This is a genomic window from Mesorhizobium sp. M0040, assembly GCF_040323505.1.
GTDB lineage: Bacteria > Pseudomonadota > Alphaproteobacteria > Rhizobiales > Rhizobiaceae > Mesorhizobium.
Map to the genome: position 1 here is coordinate 229,132 of NZ_JAMYVA010000001.1, position 17,927 is coordinate 247,058.

Annotated in this window: 13 protein-coding genes; 9 read left to right on the plus strand and 4 right to left on the minus strand. The window is 63.8% G+C overall.

From position 1 onward, the window contains the following. Window positions 1–156 precede the first annotated feature (156 nt). The 7 genes from NKJ91_RS01110 to amaB all read left to right on the plus strand — a co-directional run bounded on the left by NKJ91_RS01110 (window position 157) and on the right by amaB (window position 11,505). Window positions 157–3,528, plus strand: a complete 3,372-nt coding sequence (locus tag NKJ91_RS01110) for a transglutaminase family protein (protein WP_352454107.1) — start codon at window positions 157–159, stop codon at window positions 3,526–3,528. A 6-nt stretch (window positions 3,529–3,534) separates the two neighbouring features. Then, window positions 3,535–5,946, plus strand: coding sequence for a circularly permuted type 2 ATP-grasp protein (locus tag NKJ91_RS01115; RefSeq protein ID WP_352454108.1), 2,412 nt, complete (start codon window positions 3,535–3,537; stop codon window positions 5,944–5,946). A gap of 7 nt (window positions 5,947–5,953) precedes the next feature. Continuing rightward, entirely contained in the window at window positions 5,954–6,838 is an 885-nt protein-coding gene (locus NKJ91_RS01120) for a transglutaminase family protein (protein WP_352448166.1), read from the plus strand. Window positions 6,839–6,956: 118 nt separating this feature from the next. Next, window positions 6,957–8,075, plus strand: a complete 1,119-nt coding sequence (locus NKJ91_RS01125; protein WP_352454109.1) for a DNA topoisomerase IB — start codon at window positions 6,957–6,959, stop codon at window positions 8,073–8,075. Between the two features lie 86 nt (window positions 8,076–8,161). Further along, window positions 8,162–8,536: a YciI family protein gene (locus NKJ91_RS01130; protein ID WP_352454110.1), complete on the plus strand. Its 375-nt coding sequence runs from the start codon at window positions 8,162–8,164 to the stop codon at window positions 8,534–8,536. Next, on the plus strand, window positions 8,533–9,807 hold the full coding sequence (locus tag NKJ91_RS01135; RefSeq protein ID WP_352454111.1) for an RNA polymerase sigma factor: 1,275 nt from the start codon (window positions 8,533–8,535) through the stop codon (window positions 9,805–9,807). Before NKJ91_RS01130 ends, NKJ91_RS01135 begins: the two co-directional genes overlap by 4 nt. Window positions 9,808–9,990: 183 nt before the next feature. Continuing rightward, window positions 9,991–11,505 carry an L-piperidine-6-carboxylate dehydrogenase gene (amaB, locus tag NKJ91_RS01140; RefSeq protein ID WP_352454112.1) on the plus strand — a complete coding sequence of 505 codons (1,515 nt, stop codon included), beginning with the start codon at window positions 9,991–9,993 and terminating at the stop codon, window positions 11,503–11,505. A gap of 49 nt (window positions 11,506–11,554) precedes the next feature. On the opposite strand, the gene NKJ91_RS01145 is transcribed toward amaB, so the two are convergent. Continuing rightward, window positions 11,555–12,424: a hypothetical protein gene (locus NKJ91_RS01145; RefSeq protein WP_352454183.1), complete on the minus strand. Its 870-nt coding sequence runs from the start codon at window positions 12,422–12,424 to the stop codon at window positions 11,555–11,557. A 708-nt stretch (window positions 12,425–13,132) separates the two neighbouring features. Between NKJ91_RS01145 and NKJ91_RS01150 the strand changes: the two genes are divergently transcribed. Then, window positions 13,133–13,945 (plus strand): nucleotidyltransferase family protein, encoded by an 813-nt coding sequence (locus NKJ91_RS01150; RefSeq protein WP_352454113.1) that lies wholly within the window; start codon window positions 13,133–13,135, stop codon window positions 13,943–13,945. Further along, window positions 13,938–14,690, plus strand: a complete 753-nt coding sequence (locus tag NKJ91_RS01155) for a metallophosphoesterase family protein (protein WP_023675466.1) — start codon at window positions 13,938–13,940, stop codon at window positions 14,688–14,690. The genes NKJ91_RS01150 and NKJ91_RS01155 overlap by 8 nt, the downstream gene beginning before the upstream one ends. A gap of 4 nt (window positions 14,691–14,694) precedes the next feature. On the opposite strand, the gene NKJ91_RS01160 is transcribed toward NKJ91_RS01155, so the two are convergent. Genes NKJ91_RS01160 through NKJ91_RS01170 form a run of 3 tightly spaced genes read right to left on the minus strand, consistent with a single transcriptional unit; the run spans window position 14,695 to window position 17,501 of the window. After that, window positions 14,695–14,862, minus strand: a complete 168-nt coding sequence (locus NKJ91_RS01160; RefSeq protein WP_084640998.1) for a hypothetical protein — start codon at window positions 14,860–14,862, stop codon at window positions 14,695–14,697. A gap of 60 nt (window positions 14,863–14,922) precedes the next feature. After that, window positions 14,923–16,536, minus strand: a complete 1,614-nt coding sequence (locus tag NKJ91_RS01165; protein ID WP_352454114.1) for a DHA2 family efflux MFS transporter permease subunit — start codon at window positions 16,534–16,536, stop codon at window positions 14,923–14,925. Then, entirely contained in the window at window positions 16,533–17,501 is a 969-nt protein-coding gene (locus tag NKJ91_RS01170) for an HlyD family secretion protein (protein ID WP_352454115.1), read from the minus strand. The genes NKJ91_RS01165 and NKJ91_RS01170 overlap by 4 nt, the downstream gene beginning before the upstream one ends. Window positions 17,502–17,927 lie beyond the last annotated feature (426 nt).

Here is a 17,927-nt window from a genome sequence, read left to right on the forward strand (position 1 = left end):
GCCGCCACGCCACGGAATCCCAGGTCGGCGCTCCGTTTCGTGAAGCTGTGAAAGCTGCTTAATTTAGGTGCAGCGCAACATCTCTGCTTGGAGAATGGTCAGCATTCGTGTCAGGGTTCAGCGAACTCCTTTTGAAACGCCGACTTCAGGGGCACCATGGCAATTCTGGCAGCCGTCTATCACCTGACCCACTACAAATACGACCGGCCGGTCGTCTTGGGCCCGCAAGTCATAAGGTTGCAGCCTGCGCCGCATTCCCGCACCAAAGTGCTCAGCCATTCGCTGAAGGTCGGGCCGGCAAACCACTTCGTCAATTTGCAGCAGGACCCCTACGGCAATTTCCTTGCCCGTTTCGTCTTTCCCGAGCCGGTGACGGAGTTGAAGATCGAGGTCGATCTCGTTGCCGACATGACGGTCTACAATCCGTTCGATTTCTTCGTCGAACCGTCGGCCGAGACGTTTCCGTTCGAATACCCCGAAGAGATCCGGGACGATCTGACCATCTACCGAACGCCGGAACCGGCGGGGCCGCTGTTGGAGGCATTCCTGAAAACCCTCGCGCGCCACCCGACCAACACCGTCAATTTTGTCGTCGACCTCAATGCGCGGCTGCAGCGCGAGATCGCCTATATCGTGCGGTTGGAAACCGGCGTCTTCTCGCCCGAGGAAACGCTGGCCGCCGGCAAGGGGTCGTGCCGCGATTCCAGCTGGCTCCTGGTGCAGATACTGAGGAACCTCGGCATCGCCGCGCGTTTCGTCTCCGGCTACCTGATCCAGCTCAAACCCGACCTCGTTGCGCTCGACGGGCCGCCCGGCACGGCGACCGATTTCACCGACCTCCATGCCTGGTGCGAGGTGTATCTGCCGGGCGCCGGCTGGATCGGCTTCGACCCGACCTCCGGCCTGCTCACCGGCGAAAGCCATGTGCCGCTCGCGGCAACGCCGCATTTCCGCAATGCCGCGCCGATCTCCGGCATGGCGAGCTTCGCCAATGTCGAATTCGGCTTCGACATGCGGGTAGACCGCATCGCCGAGCATCCGCGCATCACCAAGCCGTTCTCCGACGAGAGCTGGCAGGCGCTGGACGCGCTGGGGGTCCAGGTCGATGCTGCGCTCCAGGCCGGCGACGTGCGGCTGACCATGGGCGGCGAGCCGACCTTCGTCTCGATCGACGATTTCGAGGCTGCAGAGTGGAACACCGCCGCCGTCGGGCCGACCAAACGCGAAAAGGCCGACGCGCTGATCCGCCGGCTGCGCGAACGCTTCGCGCCGGGCGGCTTCCTGCATTACGGGCAAGGCAAATGGTACCCCGGCGAAAGCCTGCCGCGCTGGACCTTCTCGCTCTACTGGCGCACCGACGGCGAGCCGGTGTGGAGCGACCCGTCGCTGATCGCGCATGAAAAGAGCGAGGCGGATGTCGGACCGAAGCAGGCCGAAGGCCTGCTGACGGCGATCGCCGACGAACTCGGCATCGACAAGACCATGGTCAGCGAAGCCTATGAGGATCCGGCCGAGTGGCTGCTCAAGGAAGGCAAGCTGCCTGACAACGTCGATCCTTCCAATTCGAAGCTGGAGGATCCGGAGGAGCGCAGCCGCATGGCGCGGGTGTTCGAACGCGGGCTGACCAAGCCGTCGGGCTATGTGCTGCCCGTCCAGCGCTGGAACAGCCAGGCTTCCGGACCGCGCTGGCGCTCGGAGAAATGGAAGACGCGGCGCGGCAGGCTGTTCCTGGTGCCCGGCGATTCGCCGGTCGGCTACCGCCTGCCGCTCGGCACGCTGCCCTATGTGCCGCCGGCGCAGTTCCCCTACATAGTCCCGGTCGATCCATCGCTGCCGCGCGGACCACTGCCGGCGCGTGAGGCGATCTTGCCCGGTTCTGCTTCGTCGCCCGCTGCGGCCGAACTGGAGGGCGCCGACGAGATGGCGCGACGCCAGCAGGCGGTCTCCTTTACGGCCGTTACTGGCCAGCAGGACCGCGTTGAACAGGAGATTACCGAGATCGGCGGCGCCGTGCGCACGGCCCTTTCGGTCGAGCCGCGCGACGGACGGCTTTGTGTGTTCATGCCGCCGGTCGAGGCGCTGGAGGACTATCTCGAACTGGTGGCGGCGGCGGAGAAGGCGGCAAGGGCGATCGGCCTGCCGGTGCACATCGAGGGCTACGGCCCGCCGCACGATCCGCGCCTCAATGTCATCCGTGTCGCACCCGATCCCGGCGTCATCGAGGTCAATATCCACCCCGCCGCGAATTGGCAGGATTGCGTGGCGACGACCACGGCGATCTACGAAGAGGCGCGGCAGACGCGGCTTGGCGCCGACAAGTTCATGATCGACGGCCGCCACACCGGCACCGGCGGCGGCAACCACGTCGTCGTCGGCGGCGCCACGCCCAATGACAGTCCGTTCCTGCGCCGCCCCGACCTGTTGAAGAGCCTGGTGCTGCAATGGCAGCGACATCCGTCGCTGTCCTACCTTTTCTCCGGCCTGTTCATCGGCCCGACCAGCCAGGCGCCGCGCTTCGACGAGGCACGCCACGATTCGCTCTACGAACTCGAAATCGCGATGGCGCAGGTGCCACATCCGGACAAGGGCGCGGCACCCCTGCCGTGGCTGGTCGACCGGCTGTTCCGCAACCTTCTGACCGACGTGACGGGCAATACGCATCGCTCGGAAATCTGCATCGACAAATTGTTTTCGCCGGACGGGCCGACCGGCCGGCTCGGGCTGGTCGAATTCCGCGGCTTCGAGATGCCGCCCAACGCGCGCATGAGCCTGGCGCAGCAATTGCTGGTGCGCGCCATCATCGCCCGGGCCTGGAAGAACCCGCTCGACGGCCGCTTCGTGCGCTGGGGCACCTCGCTGCACGACCGTTTCATGCTGCCGCATTATGTCTGGGGGGATTTTCTCGACGTGCTGGACGACCTCAAGCTGAACGGCTTTGCGTTCCGTCCGGAATGGTTCGACGCCCAGCTCGAATTCCGCTTCCCGTTCTGCGGCGAGGTCCAGCATGCCGGCGTCAAGCTGGAGCTCAGGCAGGCGCTCGAGCCGTGGCACGTGATGGGCGAGCAAGGCGCGATCGGCGGCACCGTACGCTTTGTCGATTCCTCCGTCGAAAGGCTGCAGGTGAAGACCGATGGGCTCAACCCGGAGCGTCACGCCGTCGTCTGCAACGGCCGCGTAGTGCCGATGAAGGTGACCGACAACCGCGAGATCGCAGTGGCCGGCGTGCGCTTCAAGGCCTGGCAGCCGGCGTCGGGCCTGCATCCGGCGCTACCGGTCAACACCCCGCTGGTCTTCGACATCTATGACCGCTGGTCGGGCCGCGCGGTCGGCGGCTGCGTCTACCATGTGGCACATCCCGGCGGGCGCAGCTACGACACCTTCCCGGTCAACGGCAACGAAGCGGAGGCGCGGCGGCTCGCCCGCTTCGAACCACGTGGCCATACGCCGTCCAGCTATGTGCTGCGCAACGAAGAAGCCTCTGAAGATTTCCCGATGACCCTTGACCTTCGGCGGCCGCAAAGACTCTGATCAGCCATGGCGAAGGGGAATCACAAAAGGCTGCGCAGCAAGCCGCAAACCCACAGTCTGCTGGAGCACTATCAGCCGATCGAAGGCGTCGTCGACGAGATGGTCGATGCGTCGGGCAATCCGCGGCCGGCGTGGCGGCACTTCATCGAGGCGCTGGAGGACCTGGGTCCGGAAAAGCTTGCCCAGCGCTTCGCCCGCGCCGACCAGTACCTGCGCGATGCCGGCGTCTATTACCGCGTCTACGACAAGGCCGGCGCCAACGAGCGGGAATGGCCGCTGGCGCATGTGCCGCTGCTGATCGAGGAGCAGGAATGGGCTGGTATCAGCGCCGGCCTGGTCCAGCGCGCCGATCTGTTCGAGGAGACCATCGCCGACATTTACGGTCCGAACCGGCTGGTCGAGAAAGGCATTCTACCGGCCGGATTGATCGCGGCCAGCCCCGAATATTTGCGGCCGGTCGTCGGCACCAGGCCGGCCAGCGGCCATTTCCTGCATTTCTGCGCCTTCGAGCTCGGTCGTGGCCCGGACGGCCGCTGGTGGGTGCTTGGCGACCGCACACAGGCGCCGTCGGGCGCCGGCTTCGCGCTGGAGAACCGCGTCGCCACTACGAGGGCGCTGTCCGACATCTACGGCGAGATGCATGTGCACCGCCTGGCCGGCTTCTTCCGTCGCTTCCGCGACGCGCTGATCGGCATGGCCAAGCAAGCCGGCGGCCGTGTCGCCATCCTGACGCCGGGACCGCTGAACGAAACCTATTACGAACATGCCTATATCGCCCGCTATCTCGGCATCATGCTGCTCGAGGGCGAGGACCTGACCGTCTCGGGCGGCAGGCTGATGGTGCGCACGGTTTCGGGGCTGATGCCGGTGAGCGTCTTGTGGCGGCGGCTCGACGCCGCCTTTGCCGATCCGCTTGAATTGCGGCCGGACTCGCAGATCGGCACGCCGGGGCTGGTCGAAGCGGTCCGGCAAGGGGCGGTTTCGGCCGTCAATGCACTGGGTTCCGGCCTGATGGAGACGCGCGCGCTGCTCGCCTTCCTGCCGAAGATTTCGCGCGCCCTGCGCAATGAGGAACTGCTGCTGCCGACGGTCGCGACATGGTGGTGCGGGCAGGAGACGGAGCGTGAGCATGTGCTCGCCAATATCGATAGCATGGTGATCGGCCCGGCGCTGTCGACGCGGCTTGCCTTCGAGGACGACGGCTCGACCAAGCTCGGGTCAGCGCTGTCGGTCGAGGAACGGGCCGAACTCGTCGCCAGGATCGAACGGGACGGCGGCGACTTCGTCGGCCAGGAAGCGGTGACGCTGTCGACCACGCCTGTCTATGTCGGCGGCTGGCTGGAGCCGCGGCCGGCAAGCCTGCGCGTCTATCTGGCGCGGACGCCGGAAGGCTGGACGGTGATGCCGGGCGGCTTTGCCCGTGTCGGCTTCTCGCTCGACCCGACCGCCATCGCCATGCAGCGCGGCGGCCAGGCGGCGGATGTCTGGGTGGTCAGCGACAGGCCGGTCGAGCGCGAGACGCTGCTGCCGCAGGAGCACGACAGCTTCACCCGAACCTTGCCCGGCAGCCTGCCCAGCCGCGCGGCTGAGAACCTGACATGGCTCGGCCGCTATATCGAGCGGTCGGAAGACACGGTGCGCATCCTGCGCGCCTACCATGTGCGGCTGGCCGAGACATCCGATCCCGAGATGCCGCTGCTCGCCGATATCAGCGACTATCTCGCGCCGTTCGGCATCGACGTCGAGACGGCAATCCCATTGGGGCTCATCGGCACGCTGGACAGCGCCGTTTACAGCGCCGGGCAGATCCGTGACCGCTTCTCGCCCGATGGCTGGCTGGCATTGAAGGATCTGTCGAAGACCATCCATCAATTTGCCGCGACAGTGGCGCCGGGCGACGACGCGACAAGGGCAATGACGGTCATCCTGCGCAAGCTGGCCGGGTTTTCCGGCCTGCTGCACGAGAACATGTACCGCTTTGCCGGCTGGCGTTTCCTGGAAATCGGCCGCAGGCTCGAACGCGGCATCCAGATCGCCCGCACGCTCGCCCGGCTGACCGGAGCCCAGGCGCCGGAAGGCGCGCTCGACATGATGCTGGAGATCGGCGACAGCGTCATGACGCACCGTCGGCAATATCCGGTGCAGGCGGGGCGGCGCACGGTGGTCGACCTTCTGGCGCTCGATCCGCTCAACCCGCGCTCAATCCTTTTCCAGCTCGAACGGCTGAAAGCCGAAATCGCGCTGCTGCCCGCTGTCGGCGCTGAAGGCCATATGTCGCCGGCGGCCAAGGAAATCCTGCAGCTCAACACGTCGATCGCCATCAAGGAGCCCTCGGACATGACGGCCAAGGCCCTCGGCGATCTCGCCAATGAAATCGGCGGGCTCTACAACAGCCTCGCCAAAGCCTATTTCGGGTAGAGACAGCATGCTCTACGACATCAGGCTCCACCTGCGTTACGACTATGATGCGGCGGCCGGCGGCGGCCGCCATCAAGTGCGCGTGCTGCCGCCGACCATCCCTGGCGTGCAGCGCGTCATCGCCGCTTCACTGTCTTTTGTGCCGGCGCCCAGCGAACGTTCCGACTTTTCCGACTTTTTCGGCAACAGTGTCACCTCGATCGCCTTTCGTGACGCGCATGATGCGCTCGACATCAGGATGAGCGCGCGTGTTTCAGTGTCGCGGCCCGAACCCGGGCTCGACGTATCGCCGGACATACGCCGGCTGAGGGAAGAACTCGGCGCAGTGCACTCGCTGGCGCCGGCTTCGCCGCATCACTTTCTGGCCGCCAGCGATCATGCCGGCATCGACGCGGCAATCACTGCCTATGCGAAAGGCAGTGCCGGCAGTTCGACAGTCGGCACGGCCATGGCTCTGTGCAACCGCATTCACCGCGATTTCACCTATGACGGCGAGGCGACCACCGTGCAGACGCGGGCCAGCGACGCCTTTGGCCTGAAGCGCGGCGTCTGCCAGGATTTTTCCCACATCATGATCGCCGGCCTGCGCGGCCTCGGTATTCCCGCGGGCTATGTCAGCGGGTTCCTGCGCACCATCCCGCCGCGCGGGAAGCCGCGGCTCGAAGGCGCCGACGCCATGCACGCCTGGGTCAAGGTGTGGTGCGGGCGCGATGCCGGCTGGCAGGAATTCGATCCGACCAATGGCATGCGGGCAAGCAACGACCATATCACGGTCGGCTACGGCCGCGATTACTCCGATGTGGCGCCGATCGTCGGCGTGCTGAAAACCACTGGTGGACAGGTCGGCGAGCAGGCGGTCGACGTCATTCCGGTCGTGCTCGAAAAGGCGTGACGACGCACGTCTTCGTTGCACGGCGACGTCGATAGGCTGTTCTGGAACCAAGAGATCAAGAGGCGTTGGAACCCGCAGCCGGCAAGCGGCTTATCTACGGAAATTCCGTGGAGAGGACATGCTGGACAAATCCGGGTCGTCGTCTGGCCAATCGGCTGTGAGGAAAGCTGCACCAAAAAACGGGGTGCCGCAGAACGGAGCGCTGGAGAACGGCGCGCAAGCCTCGGCCGTTCGGGCCTCGCTCAACTATGTCACCGACACTGAACCCGGTATTCGCCGGCTGCGTTCGGGCAAAGGGTTCTCGTACAAAGGACCCGACGGGCGGATTGTCGACGGGGAGGCGCTGGCACGCATCAAGGCGCTCGCCATTCCACCGGCCTGGACGGATGTGTGGATCTCGCCAGACCCCGATGGTCATATCCAGGCGACCGGTCGGGACCAGCGCGGACGCAAACAATACCGCTATCACCCGCACTGGGCGGAGGAGCGTGACGGCGTCAAATATTCGAGCCTGATCGCCTTCGCCGAAAGCCTGCCCGAACTGCGGCGGCAGATCGACGTCGATTTGCGCCGTCACGGCCTACCGCTGGAACGCGTCGTTGCGGCTATCGTCTGGCTGCTCGACAACACGATGATCCGTGTCGGCAATGCCGCCTATGCCCGCGACAACAAGAGTTTTGGGCTGACCACGCTGCGCGACCGCCATGTCGACATCAAGGGCTCGAGCCTGCGTTTTGCCTTCATCGGTAAATCCGGCAAGGAATGGAGATTGAAGCTTGTCGATCGCCGGATTGCCAAGGTCGTGCGTGGAGCGCAGGACCTGCCGGGCCAAAAACTGTTCCAGTATCTCGACGAGGACGGAAACAGGCATCCGGTGCGCTCAGACGACGTCAACCGCTATATCAGGGAGAACCCCGGAGCGGAGTTCAGCTCCAAGCACTTCAGAACCTGGGGTGGCACCATTCATGCGGCGTCGCTGTTTGCGCAAACCGAACGTCCCGAAAGCCAGGCGCAGCAAAAGCGGGTGATGAACAATGTCATCGACAAGGTTGCCGAGCGGCTCGGCAATACGCGCGCGGTTTGTCGCCAATGCTACATCCATCCGGAAGTGTTCCGCGCCTGGTCCGAAGGACGGCTGCTGGACGAAATGGCGGATGCCAACAAAGGCAAGCGCTCGATCGCCGGGCTCGACGACGAAGAGGCCTTGGTCTTGAGATGGCTGAAGGCGAGGGAATGACGCCAGACCGGGAGCGTATTTTTTTGTCGACGCCATGTCGGCATCGGTCCTAGTGTTTCGTCCTTTGACAGAGAAAAGGACGACCCATGCTCTACGCGATCCTCTGCTATGCCTCCGAAGACGTCGTCTGCTCCTGGAGCAAGGAGCAGGACGACGCAGTCATGGAAAAGCTTATCGGTGTCCAGGAAAAATATGCCCAGGCGGGCCGGCTTGGCCCGGTGGCGCGGCTCTTGCCGACGACCGCGGCGACGACGCTGAGGAAGGTCAAGGGCGAATCGATCGTCATCGACGGCCCGTTTGCCGAAACCAAGGAACAGTTCCTCGGCTTCTACACGCTCGAATGCGCCGACCTCGATGAGGCCGTCGACTTCGCGCGCGAGCTTTCCGAGGTCAACCCGAGCGGCGGCTCGTACGAAATCCGGCCGGTCTCGTTCTTCAATCCCGCCAAGGTTTCCGCATGACCGAACTCGCCTGGATCAGCACGGCAATCAGCACCGCTCGCCCGCAGGCGATGGGGGCATTGCTGCGCTACTTCCGCGACCTCGACGCGGCGGAGGAAGCATTCCAGGATGCCTGCCTGAGGGCACTGAACAACTGGCCGAAAAACGGTCCTCCGCGCGATCCGGCAGCCTGGCTGATCTTCGTCGGCCGCAACAGCGGCATCGATGCGGTGCGCAAGCGCGCCAAGCAGGCGCCGCTGCCGGAGGAGGACCAGATCTCCGATCTGGAGGATGCCGAGAGCGACGTCGCCGAGCGGCTGGACGGGGCGCATTACCGCGACGATATTTTGCGGCTGCTGTTTATCTGCTGCCATCCCGACCTGCCGGCCACACAGCAGATCGCGGTGGCGTTACGCATCGTCTCCGGCCTGACGGTCAAGCAGATCGCCCGCGCCTTCCTCGTCGGTGAAAGCGCAATGGAGCAGCGTATCACGCGCGCCAAGGCGCGTATCGCCGAGGCCGGGGTGCCGTTCGAGACGCCGGGAGCGGTCGAGCGCTCCGAACGGCTCGCCGCCGTCGCCGCCATGGTCTACTTGATCTTCAACGAAGGCTATTCCAGCAACAGCGGCGAGGCTTCGGCGCGTGCGCCGCTTTGCGAAGAGGCGATCCGGCTGGCCCGCCTGCTGCTCAGGCTGTTCCAGACCGAGCCGGAGATCATGGGGCTGACGGCGCTGGTGCTGCTGCAGCATGCACGCTCGCCTGCTCGCTTCGACGAGAACGGCGAGATCGTGCTGCTCGAAGACCAGGACCGCAGCCTGTGGAGCCGCAAGATGATCGATGAAGGCCTGGCGCTGGTCGATAAGGCGTTGCGCCATCGCAAGCCCGGTCCCTACCAGGTGCAAGCGGCGATCGCCGCACTGCATGCGCGGGCGGAAAAGCCCGAGGATACGGACTGGAACGAGATCGACCTGCTCTACGGCCTGCTCGAGCAGATGCAGCCGTCGCCGGTGGTGACGCTCAACCGCGCCGTCGCGGTCTCCAAGGTGCGTGGACCGGAAGCCGCACTCGCCATGATCGAGCCGCTGGAGGGAAGGCTTTCCGGCTATTTCCATTTCTTCGGCCTCAAGGGCGGACTGCTGATGCAGCTTGGCCGCGGCGAGGAGGCGCGCGTCGCTTTCGACCGCGCCATCGCGCTTGCCAATACGGCCGCCGAGGCAGCGCATATCCGCATGCATATCGACCGGCTGATGAAAGAAAGCGCCGTGCGGGAAACCGCCAAGACGGCACACTGATTCGCTCTATCTGGCTGGTTCAACAGTCGGACGCCGGCTTGGACCATGCCGGGGTGGCGATTTCTCCCTGAAACGCGTAATGCCACGCCATGACAGCGCCTGGTATGCCGACCGGCAGGGAACCGGTATGGCGAAAAGTTTGGGCCGACGCCATATAAGCGACGGCATCTGAAAGGGATAAAAATGACGATTGCGATGGAAACGGCCGGGCTTCTGGCGAAACTGGGCGTTGCCGAGCGCGCGCTTACGGGCGGCGATCTTATCGTGCGCAGCCCGGTGACCGGCGAGCAGATCGCCGCGCTGAACACCATCTCGCCGGCCGATGCGGCAACGACCATCGACAATGCCCACAAAGCTTTCCTGGCGTGGCGGCAGGTGCCAGCTCCCAAGCGTGGCGAGCTGGTGCGGCTGCTCGGCGAGGAATTGCGCACACACAAGGCCGAGCTTGGCCGGTTGGTATCGATCGAGGTCGGCAAGATCCCGTCCGAGGGTCTTGGCGAAGTGCAGGAGATGATCGACATCTGCGATTTCGCCGTCGGTCTTTCCCGGCAATTGTACGGCCTGACCATCGCCACCGAGCGTCCCGGCCATCGCATGATGGAGACCTGGCATCCGCTCGGCGTCGTCGGCGTCATCTCGGCCTTCAACTTTCCGGTCGCGGTGTGGTCGTGGAACGCAGCACTTGCGCTGGTCTGCGGCGACGCGGTGGTGTGGAAGCCGTCGGAGAAGACACCGCTGACGGCGCTCGCCTGCGAAGCGATTTTTGCACGCGCGGTAAAGCGTTTTGGCACGGACGCGCCGCAGGGGCTGGCGCCGGTGCTGATCGGTGATCGCGCCGTCGGTGAGATCCTGGTCGATCATCCCAGGGTGCCGCTGGTCTCGGCCACCGGCTCGACACGCATGGGCAGGGATGTCGGCCCACGGCTGGCGAAGCGCTTTGCCCGTGCGGTGCTGGAGCTCGGCGGCAACAATGCCGGCATCGTCTGCCCGACGGCCGATCTCGACATGGCGCTCCGCGCTATCGCCTTCGGCGCCATGGGCACGGCCGGCCAGCGCTGCACGACGCTCAGGCGCCTGTTCGTGCATGAGAGCGTCTATGACCAGCTCGTTCCGCGCCTGAAGAAGGCTTATGAGAGCGTCTCGGTCGGCAATCCGCTGGAGACAAGCGCTCTGGTTGGCCCGCTGATCGACAAGGCTGCCTACGAGAATATGCAGAAGGCGCTGGAGGAGGCGGCTTCGCATGGCGGTAAGATAACCGGCGGAATGCGGGTCGAGAACGGTCACCCCGAGGCCTACTATGTGCGTCCGGCGCTGGTCGAAATGCCGCGGCAGGTTTCGCCGGTGACGGAGGAGACCTTCGCGCCGATTCTCTATGTGTTGAAATATTCCGACTTCGATGCCGTGCTCGACGAGCACAATGCGGTGGGAGCGGGGCTGTCGTCGTCGATCTTCACCCGTGACCTGCAGGAATCCGAGCGCTTCCTTGGCGTCGACGGATCGGACTGCGGCATCGCCAACGTCAATATAGGCACGTCAGGGGCCGAGATCGGCGGTGCCTTCGGTGGCGAGAAGGAGACCGGCGGCGGCCGCGAGTCGGGGTCCGATGCCTGGAAGGCCTATATGCGGCGCGCCACCAATACGGTGAATTATTCCAAGGCGCTGCCGCTTGCGCAGGGCGTGTCGTTCGACATCGATTAAATTCCAAGGCTTGTCGTGGCGCGCCAAAGCCGCCACGACGACTTTCAAGTCAGCGTTCAGCCGTCCCGGAAGATACAAAACAGTTATCGAAGGCTGCATCGATGATGGCGAGCTTGACCGCCTGGGCGGTCATGTATTCCTGGTAGAACTCGCTCGACACCCACATGACCGAATGACCACGCTGGCCCAGCCAGCCGATGCTGCCGAGTTCCTCGGCATCGCGCAATTTGCGTGACAAATGGGTCCGGGAAAGCTTGAGCCAGTTCGCGAAATCCCCGATTGAGACGACACCGGTCGGGATTCGGTCCAGGTCGGCATGATCGGGGTCGACGCCGGACATCAGCCAATCCATGACGATGCCGCCATTGTCGAGCCAGGTGAACAAGGAAAAAGTCTGTCTTGGCTCGCGCACGGCATGCGACGAAAGCAGTCCGTCGGCCACCAGTGGCTGCAGTTTGGCGAGTACGTCCGGTTGTGCGACGAATGCAGCCAGTCGAGATCCACCATCCAGGCTGTCCAGTGTTTTCAGATGAGCCATGACCCAGCCGGCAACCGTCTCCAGAGTGCCCGCGGCCGGCTCAAAGGGGCGGATGCGCCCATATTTAATCGGCAGATGCCGGATGAAACCGTAATGCAGCATCTCCTTCAGGAAGGCATCGGCGGTGTTGCGGCTGGCCACCGAATGCCGGCAGATGTCGTCCATGAACCGTGCGGACGTAAGTCCCTTGCGATGATCGTCCGGCTCTCGATTGAAATACAAGCCAAGGCCGATATGGGCCATCAGCCAACGCTGTTGCGTGGCGAATACGGAAGCCAGCCGCGGGTTCGCTTCATAGGTCTGGAGAAGCGTCCGCGACTGAGCCTGGACATGACGACGCAGTGCCGGATGGCTGGCAATGTCTTCAGAAACCAGCGCCATCCCCGCCGAGCCCAACCAAATTTGCAACTGGAAAATGCCGATCACAATTTCAGCCTTCGCGGGTCGTGTCCAGAGCCGGCGCATTAGGATACGAGCTGAATCCCGCCGGCTAGTGGGCTGAATTCCGCGACTTGATCGCCGAGGCCACTGATTTCGCTGCAGAGGGCCAGCCCGCTCGAACCCACCAACGATGACTTCGCCTGTCCAGCCCGTGCTCCCGCCGATGGCGACGCGGAACCAACACAAGCTTTGCTCGTTGAAGAACGCTGATTGGACTGAGACAGTGAGGGACTACAAAATGGAGAATGGCCTTTTCGCCACGCCGCCTGCAGCTTTCCGGCAAACAGAGTCGGTCTGGCCACGGGCGCTCAAGTGGCTGTTGCGCCGAGTGCGCAGCGCCTCCGACAGCTCGGGAACCATGTTGAAGCCAATCCTTTCCGAACCCGAGGACGATAGCGGACCCCTCCGCCTCGACGTGCTTGAGGCTGACCGCGCTGCGATCTTGACGTCAAAAATGACCGCTCACATATCATTTTAGGGCCGCGCCGCAGCCGACAACCATGACCGCTTCGAAGGCCTGCCACGGCGGCGTGTCCGCCTGATGCAGCAGGCGAGAGCGGCAGTGCCGCGTAACGGCGGGAACCATCGGGCATGCTTGGCTATTAGATACAGGCGGCTGCTGGTCTGCCGGGCCAGGAGCCATTGCTTATGATCATCGATCCTCCACCGAAAAGTGCTATCCCGGCATCCGTTCCGTCGGTCGATCCAAAAGCCGCCCCGACGCTTCGCAATGCCGAAGCGGAGGTCTTTTATATCGAAGCGATCCGCGAACTTGTCGCGACCGGCATCCCCTTTCTCGTCGCCGGCACCTATGCCGTAAGCGCCTATACCGGGATCATCCGCCAGACCAAGGATCTCGACATTTTCTGCAAGGCCGGCGACTGCCCGCGCATCCTCGCCCATTTTAAGCAGATCGGCTACGCCGTCGTGGTCGAGGACGACCGGTGGCTCGGCAAAGTGTTCAAGGGCACCCATTTTTTCGACGTCATTTTCGCCTCGATGAACGGCACAATGCCTGTCGACGACCAGTGGCTGGAGCACGCCCGTCAGGGCGAATTGCTGGGCAGCCAGGTGCGGATCATCGGGCCCACCGAGCTTATCTGGTCCAAAAGTTTCATCCAGGACCGCGGTCGCCACGATGGTGCCGACATCGCGCACACCATCCTCAAGGCCCACGACCAGATCGACTGGCAAAGGCTGCTTTCCTACATGGAAGTTCATTGGGAAGTTCTGCTGATGCATCTCTTGAACTTCCGATGGATCTATCCGACGGAGCGGGGCCGCGTGCCCGCCTGGCTGCTCGACGAGCTGCTTGACCGGCTGGCCAAGCAGCGCGAATTGCCACCTTCCCGGATGAAAATCTGCCGTGGGCGCATGCTTTCACGAACTGACTATGAGATCGACGTCAACGACTGGGGTTTTGCCGACGTCGGCGGTGAAGGAGAACATAGCAATGGCTGACGAGCTCGAAACTGCTTCGCCGAAGGCGGAAAACGGCAGCGCACTCAAAGTCGCCGCCATTGGCGATCTGCATGTCGGCAAGGAGGACCAAGCCTCGTACCGCGATCTTTTCGGCGAGATGTCGCGTGCAGCCCAGGTTCTCGTGCTGACCGGCGACCTTACCAATCTCGGCAAGCCTCGGGAGGCCGAAATCCTTGCCGAGGAACTGCGTGCCTGCACGATCCCGGTCGTCGCCGTACTTGGCAACCACGACTATGAGTCAGGCGCCGTCGAGCAGGTCACCGACATTCTGCGCCAGGCGGGCGTTCACCTGCTCGACGGCGAGGCGACGGAGATTCACGAGGTCGGGTTCGTCGGGGTCAAGGGTTTCGTTGGCGGTTTTGGATCGCGCATGCTCGGCTCCTTCGGCGAACCGGCGATCAAGTCGATGGTGGCGGAAAGCGTGAACGAAGCGATGCGGCTTGAAAACGCGATGAGGCAGGTCCGCGCCAAACGCACGCTTGTCGTTCTGCACTACGCGCCTGTCGTCGAGACGGTCGAAGGCGAGCCGCTGGAGATCTTCCCGTTTCTTGGTTCGTCACGCCTGGCCGAGACAATAGACCGGTTCCAGGTCAGCGCGGTGGTGCATGGTCATGCGCATCGCGGCGCCTATGAGGGCCGCACGCCGGGCGGAGCGTCGGTCTATAACGTTGCCATGCATGTCGCCAAGCCGACCGGCCGCCCCTACGCTGTGCTCGAAATCTAATAGGCTAGATGTTGAACGCCCGCTTCGGCGGAATATCGTTTTCATCCGGATTGGGAATGGGGTCCTCGTCGGGGAGCCTGTCGGGGTCCGGCTCGCGCACGGGCTTGGGATCGGGGATGGGAGGCGGCGGCACCGGGGTCGGGGTTGGCTCGGGTGTGGGAATAGTGGCCATCGTGATCATCTCCTCTTGGCGCAGAACAACGCAATGGGTCAGCTGGTTCCCGCCTTCTGGTCAGCCCATCTCCGGATTCGCCTGTCTGCTGCCCGACTTGCTTGATCGCAGCAGCAGAGCAAGCGGAACGAGCAGGGCGGTTGCCACCGCGCAGTAGCGGAAGACATCGACATAGGCGAGCAGCGTGGCCTGGCGGGCGATCAACTGGCCAAGCCAGCCGATCGCCTGCTGCTTCGCCTCGACCATCGGCGAACCCTGGGCGACGAAATGCTCGGTCACCTGCCGAAGCGCCTGCTGATAGGCGGGCGACGACTGCACGGTGTGGCCGACCAGATTCGATTGATGGATCTGGGAGCTTTGCGCAATGACGGTGTTGGACAGCGAGACGCCGATGCTGCCGCCGATATTGCGCGCAACGTTGATCAGCGCCGATGCCTGGTTGGTCTTCTGCGGGGGCAGGCCGACATAGGCCGCGGTCGAGATGGGAATGAACAGGAACGGCAGTCCGACCATCAGGAAAACACGGGCAAAGGCAAAGAAGCGGAAGCTGGCGTCCGGAGTAAGCGAGGTCATATGCCAAAGGGCCACTGCGACCACCGACATGCCCATCATGATCAGGTATTTGGGCTGCACGATGGTGCCTACAAATCCGGATACCGGCATCAAGATCAGCATGGCGATGCCGCCCGGCATCATCGAAAGGCCCGAGAGCGTCGCGGTGTAGGCAAATGTCGTCTGCTGCAGCTGCGGCACGATCTGGGTGGTGCTGAACAGGATAGCACCGACCGCCATCATGACCAGGAAGGCCGTGCCGAATTGGCGCGTGAACAATAGACGCATGTCGACGACCGGATCGCTGCGACTGAGTTCCCATGGGATAAGCAGCAGGAACGCGATCGCGGAAATCACTGCGAAAGTGGTGATGAAATCCGAGGCGAACCAATCGTAGCGCTGGCCCCGGTCGAGAAAGATCTCCAGGCACCCCAAGGCAATCGCCACCAGGACGAACCCGACCCCGTCGATCTTCAGGCCGCCTTCCAGCCGTTCCTTGCGTTCGCGTTCGAGTACGTCCGGCTCGACCAACAGCCATTGCACCAGGGCCAGCGACAGGATGCCGAACGGCACGTTGATGAAAAAGATCCAGTGCCAGGAGAAATGGTCCGTCAGCCAGCCGCCGATCGTCGGCCCGACCGTCGGTGCGACGATGACGGCAATGCCGTAAAGCGCGAAGGCCTGCGAGCGCTTTTCAGGCGGAAAGGTGTCGGCAAGGATCGATTGCTCGCTTGGCGCCATGCCGCCGCCGCCGAGGCCCTGAAGGACCCTGAACAGGATGAGCAGTTCCAGGTTGGGCGCCAGTCCGCACAGCAGCGACGCGACGGTGAAGGTCGCAACGCAGAGCATGTAGTAGCGCTTTCGGCCGATGACGCTTGCCAGCCAGCCGCTGACCGGAATGATCACCGAGTTGGCAACGAGATAGGTGGTAATCACCCAGGTGCTTTCATCCATTCCGGCCGCCAGGCTGCCGGCGATGTTGCGCAGGGCGACATTGGCGATCGAGGTGTCCAGCACCAGCATGAAAGTGGCGATGGAGACGACGACGGCGATGAGCCACGGATTGTGTGTCCCGGCGGCGGATCGGCTTTCATCCTGATTTCTGGCGGTTTCGCCGCTCATCGCACCTTGACCGTCGGCACCACCGACAGGCCCGGGCCGAGAAGCACATCCGGCGGCTTGTCGAAGACGATCTTGACCGGCACGCGCTGCACCACCTTGACGTAATTGCCCGTGGCATTTTCGGCCGGCAGGAGGCTGAAGGCGGTGCCGCTGCCGGCCTGGATGCTGTCGACGCGGCCATGGAAGGACTTGTCCGGGTAGGCGTCGATGTCGATGTCGACCGGCTGTCCCTGCCGCATCAGATCGAGCTGCGTCTCCTTGAAATTGGCCTTCACCCAGACCTCGTCGGGAACGAACATCATCAATACCTGGCCGGGTTGGGCGTAGGTGCCCTTAGCGGCGGAAATGCTCGTTGCGCGCCCGGCTGCGGGTGCTGTGATAGTCGTGCGCGACAGCGTCGTGCGCGCTTGCTCCTGGCTGGCCTTTGCCTGCTCGAGCTGCGCCTCGGCGCTCCTGGCCTGTGCCTGCAAGACCGAAACCTGGCTTTTTGCGGAGGCGACATTGGCCTCGGCGCTGTCCAGCGCGGCCTGGTCCTGACGCAGCGTCGATGCCGCCTGCTGCGCCTGCTGCTGCGTTGCTGTGCCCCTGGCCAGGAGTTCGCGATTGCGTTGATCCTCGGCCTTGGCGAAATCCAGCGCTGCCTTGGCCTGTGCAACCTGCCTCTGGGCAGCGTTTACCTTTGCGTTTTGAGCCTCGATCTGGGCGGCGACATTGACGATTTCGGCCTCGGCCGCGGTGACGCCGGCGTCGGCCTGCTTCAGGTTTGCCTGATAGTCGCTGTCGTCGATACGCAGGAGGACATCGCCCGCCTGTACATGCTGATTGTCGGTAACCGCCAGCTCGGTAAGGCGGCCGGCTATTTGCGCACCGATCGTCACTGTGCGCGCATCTATGAAGGCGTCGTCGGTCGATTCGTACTGGCGAGCGTTCAGCCACCAGATCGCGATGCCTGCCGCGACGAGCAACAGCGCAAGTGCGATGGCTGCGGCCGCATAGGGATGGCGCCTGGGAAAGCCGAGCAGACCGGCCTTTCGTTGCGAGGCATTCCCGTCGGGTTTTTCCTGCCGGGGCTCTGCCGATCGCTCACGAGATTCTCGAACCGGGGCCGGTTGCTCCCGGGTTTCATTTACAGGCTCGACGTCTTGCTCGACGCGTTGAGGCTTCGTGTCCAACGGAATTGCTTTCAAGACTGATATTGCAGCCGCCGAAGCGGACGCAAAGCCAAACGGCAAGCTTCCGCAAAAGTTCCTGTCCGGAAACGGGTTCGGTTAACGGGTCGACATCGAACACAGGCGGGGGCGCGTCGGAATTCGAGCGCCGGTTCACCGGGCAGGTGATCCGTACGCCTCATGTTGCGGCGGTCCGGCCTTGTCAGCGCTCCATGGCGCGAT

Bases quoted from the DNA above. Each gene is read 5' to 3' on its own strand.
- NKJ91_RS01110 (WP_352454107.1), top strand. From the start codon at position 157: ATGGCAATTCTGGCAGCCGTCTATCACCTGACCCACTACAAATACGAC.
- NKJ91_RS01115 (WP_352454108.1), top strand. From the start codon at position 3,535: ATGGCGAAGGGGAATCACAAAAGGCTGCGCAGCAAGCCGCAAACCCAC.
- NKJ91_RS01120 (WP_352448166.1), top strand. From the start codon at position 5,954: ATGCTCTACGACATCAGGCTCCACCTGCGTTACGACTATGATGCGGCG.
- NKJ91_RS01125 (WP_352454109.1), top strand. From the start codon at position 6,957: ATGCTGGACAAATCCGGGTCGTCGTCTGGCCAATCGGCTGTGAGGAAA.
- NKJ91_RS01130 (WP_352454110.1), top strand. From the start codon at position 8,162: ATGCTCTACGCGATCCTCTGCTATGCCTCCGAAGACGTCGTCTGCTCC.
- NKJ91_RS01135 (WP_352454111.1), top strand. From the start codon at position 8,533: ATGACCGAACTCGCCTGGATCAGCACGGCAATCAGCACCGCTCGCCCG.
- amaB (WP_352454112.1), top strand. From the start codon at position 9,991: ATGACGATTGCGATGGAAACGGCCGGGCTTCTGGCGAAACTGGGCGTT.
- NKJ91_RS01145 (WP_352454183.1), bottom strand. From the start codon at position 12,424: ATGGCGCTGGTTTCTGAAGACATTGCCAGCCATCCGGCACTGCGTCGT.
- NKJ91_RS01150 (WP_352454113.1), top strand. From the start codon at position 13,133: ATGATCATCGATCCTCCACCGAAAAGTGCTATCCCGGCATCCGTTCCG.
- NKJ91_RS01155 (WP_023675466.1), top strand. From the start codon at position 13,938: ATGGCTGACGAGCTCGAAACTGCTTCGCCGAAGGCGGAAAACGGCAGC.
- NKJ91_RS01160 (WP_084640998.1), bottom strand. From the start codon at position 14,862: ATGGCCACTATTCCCACACCCGAGCCAACCCCGACCCCGGTGCCGCCG.
- NKJ91_RS01165 (WP_352454114.1), bottom strand. From the start codon at position 16,536: ATGAGCGGCGAAACCGCCAGAAATCAGGATGAAAGCCGATCCGCCGCC.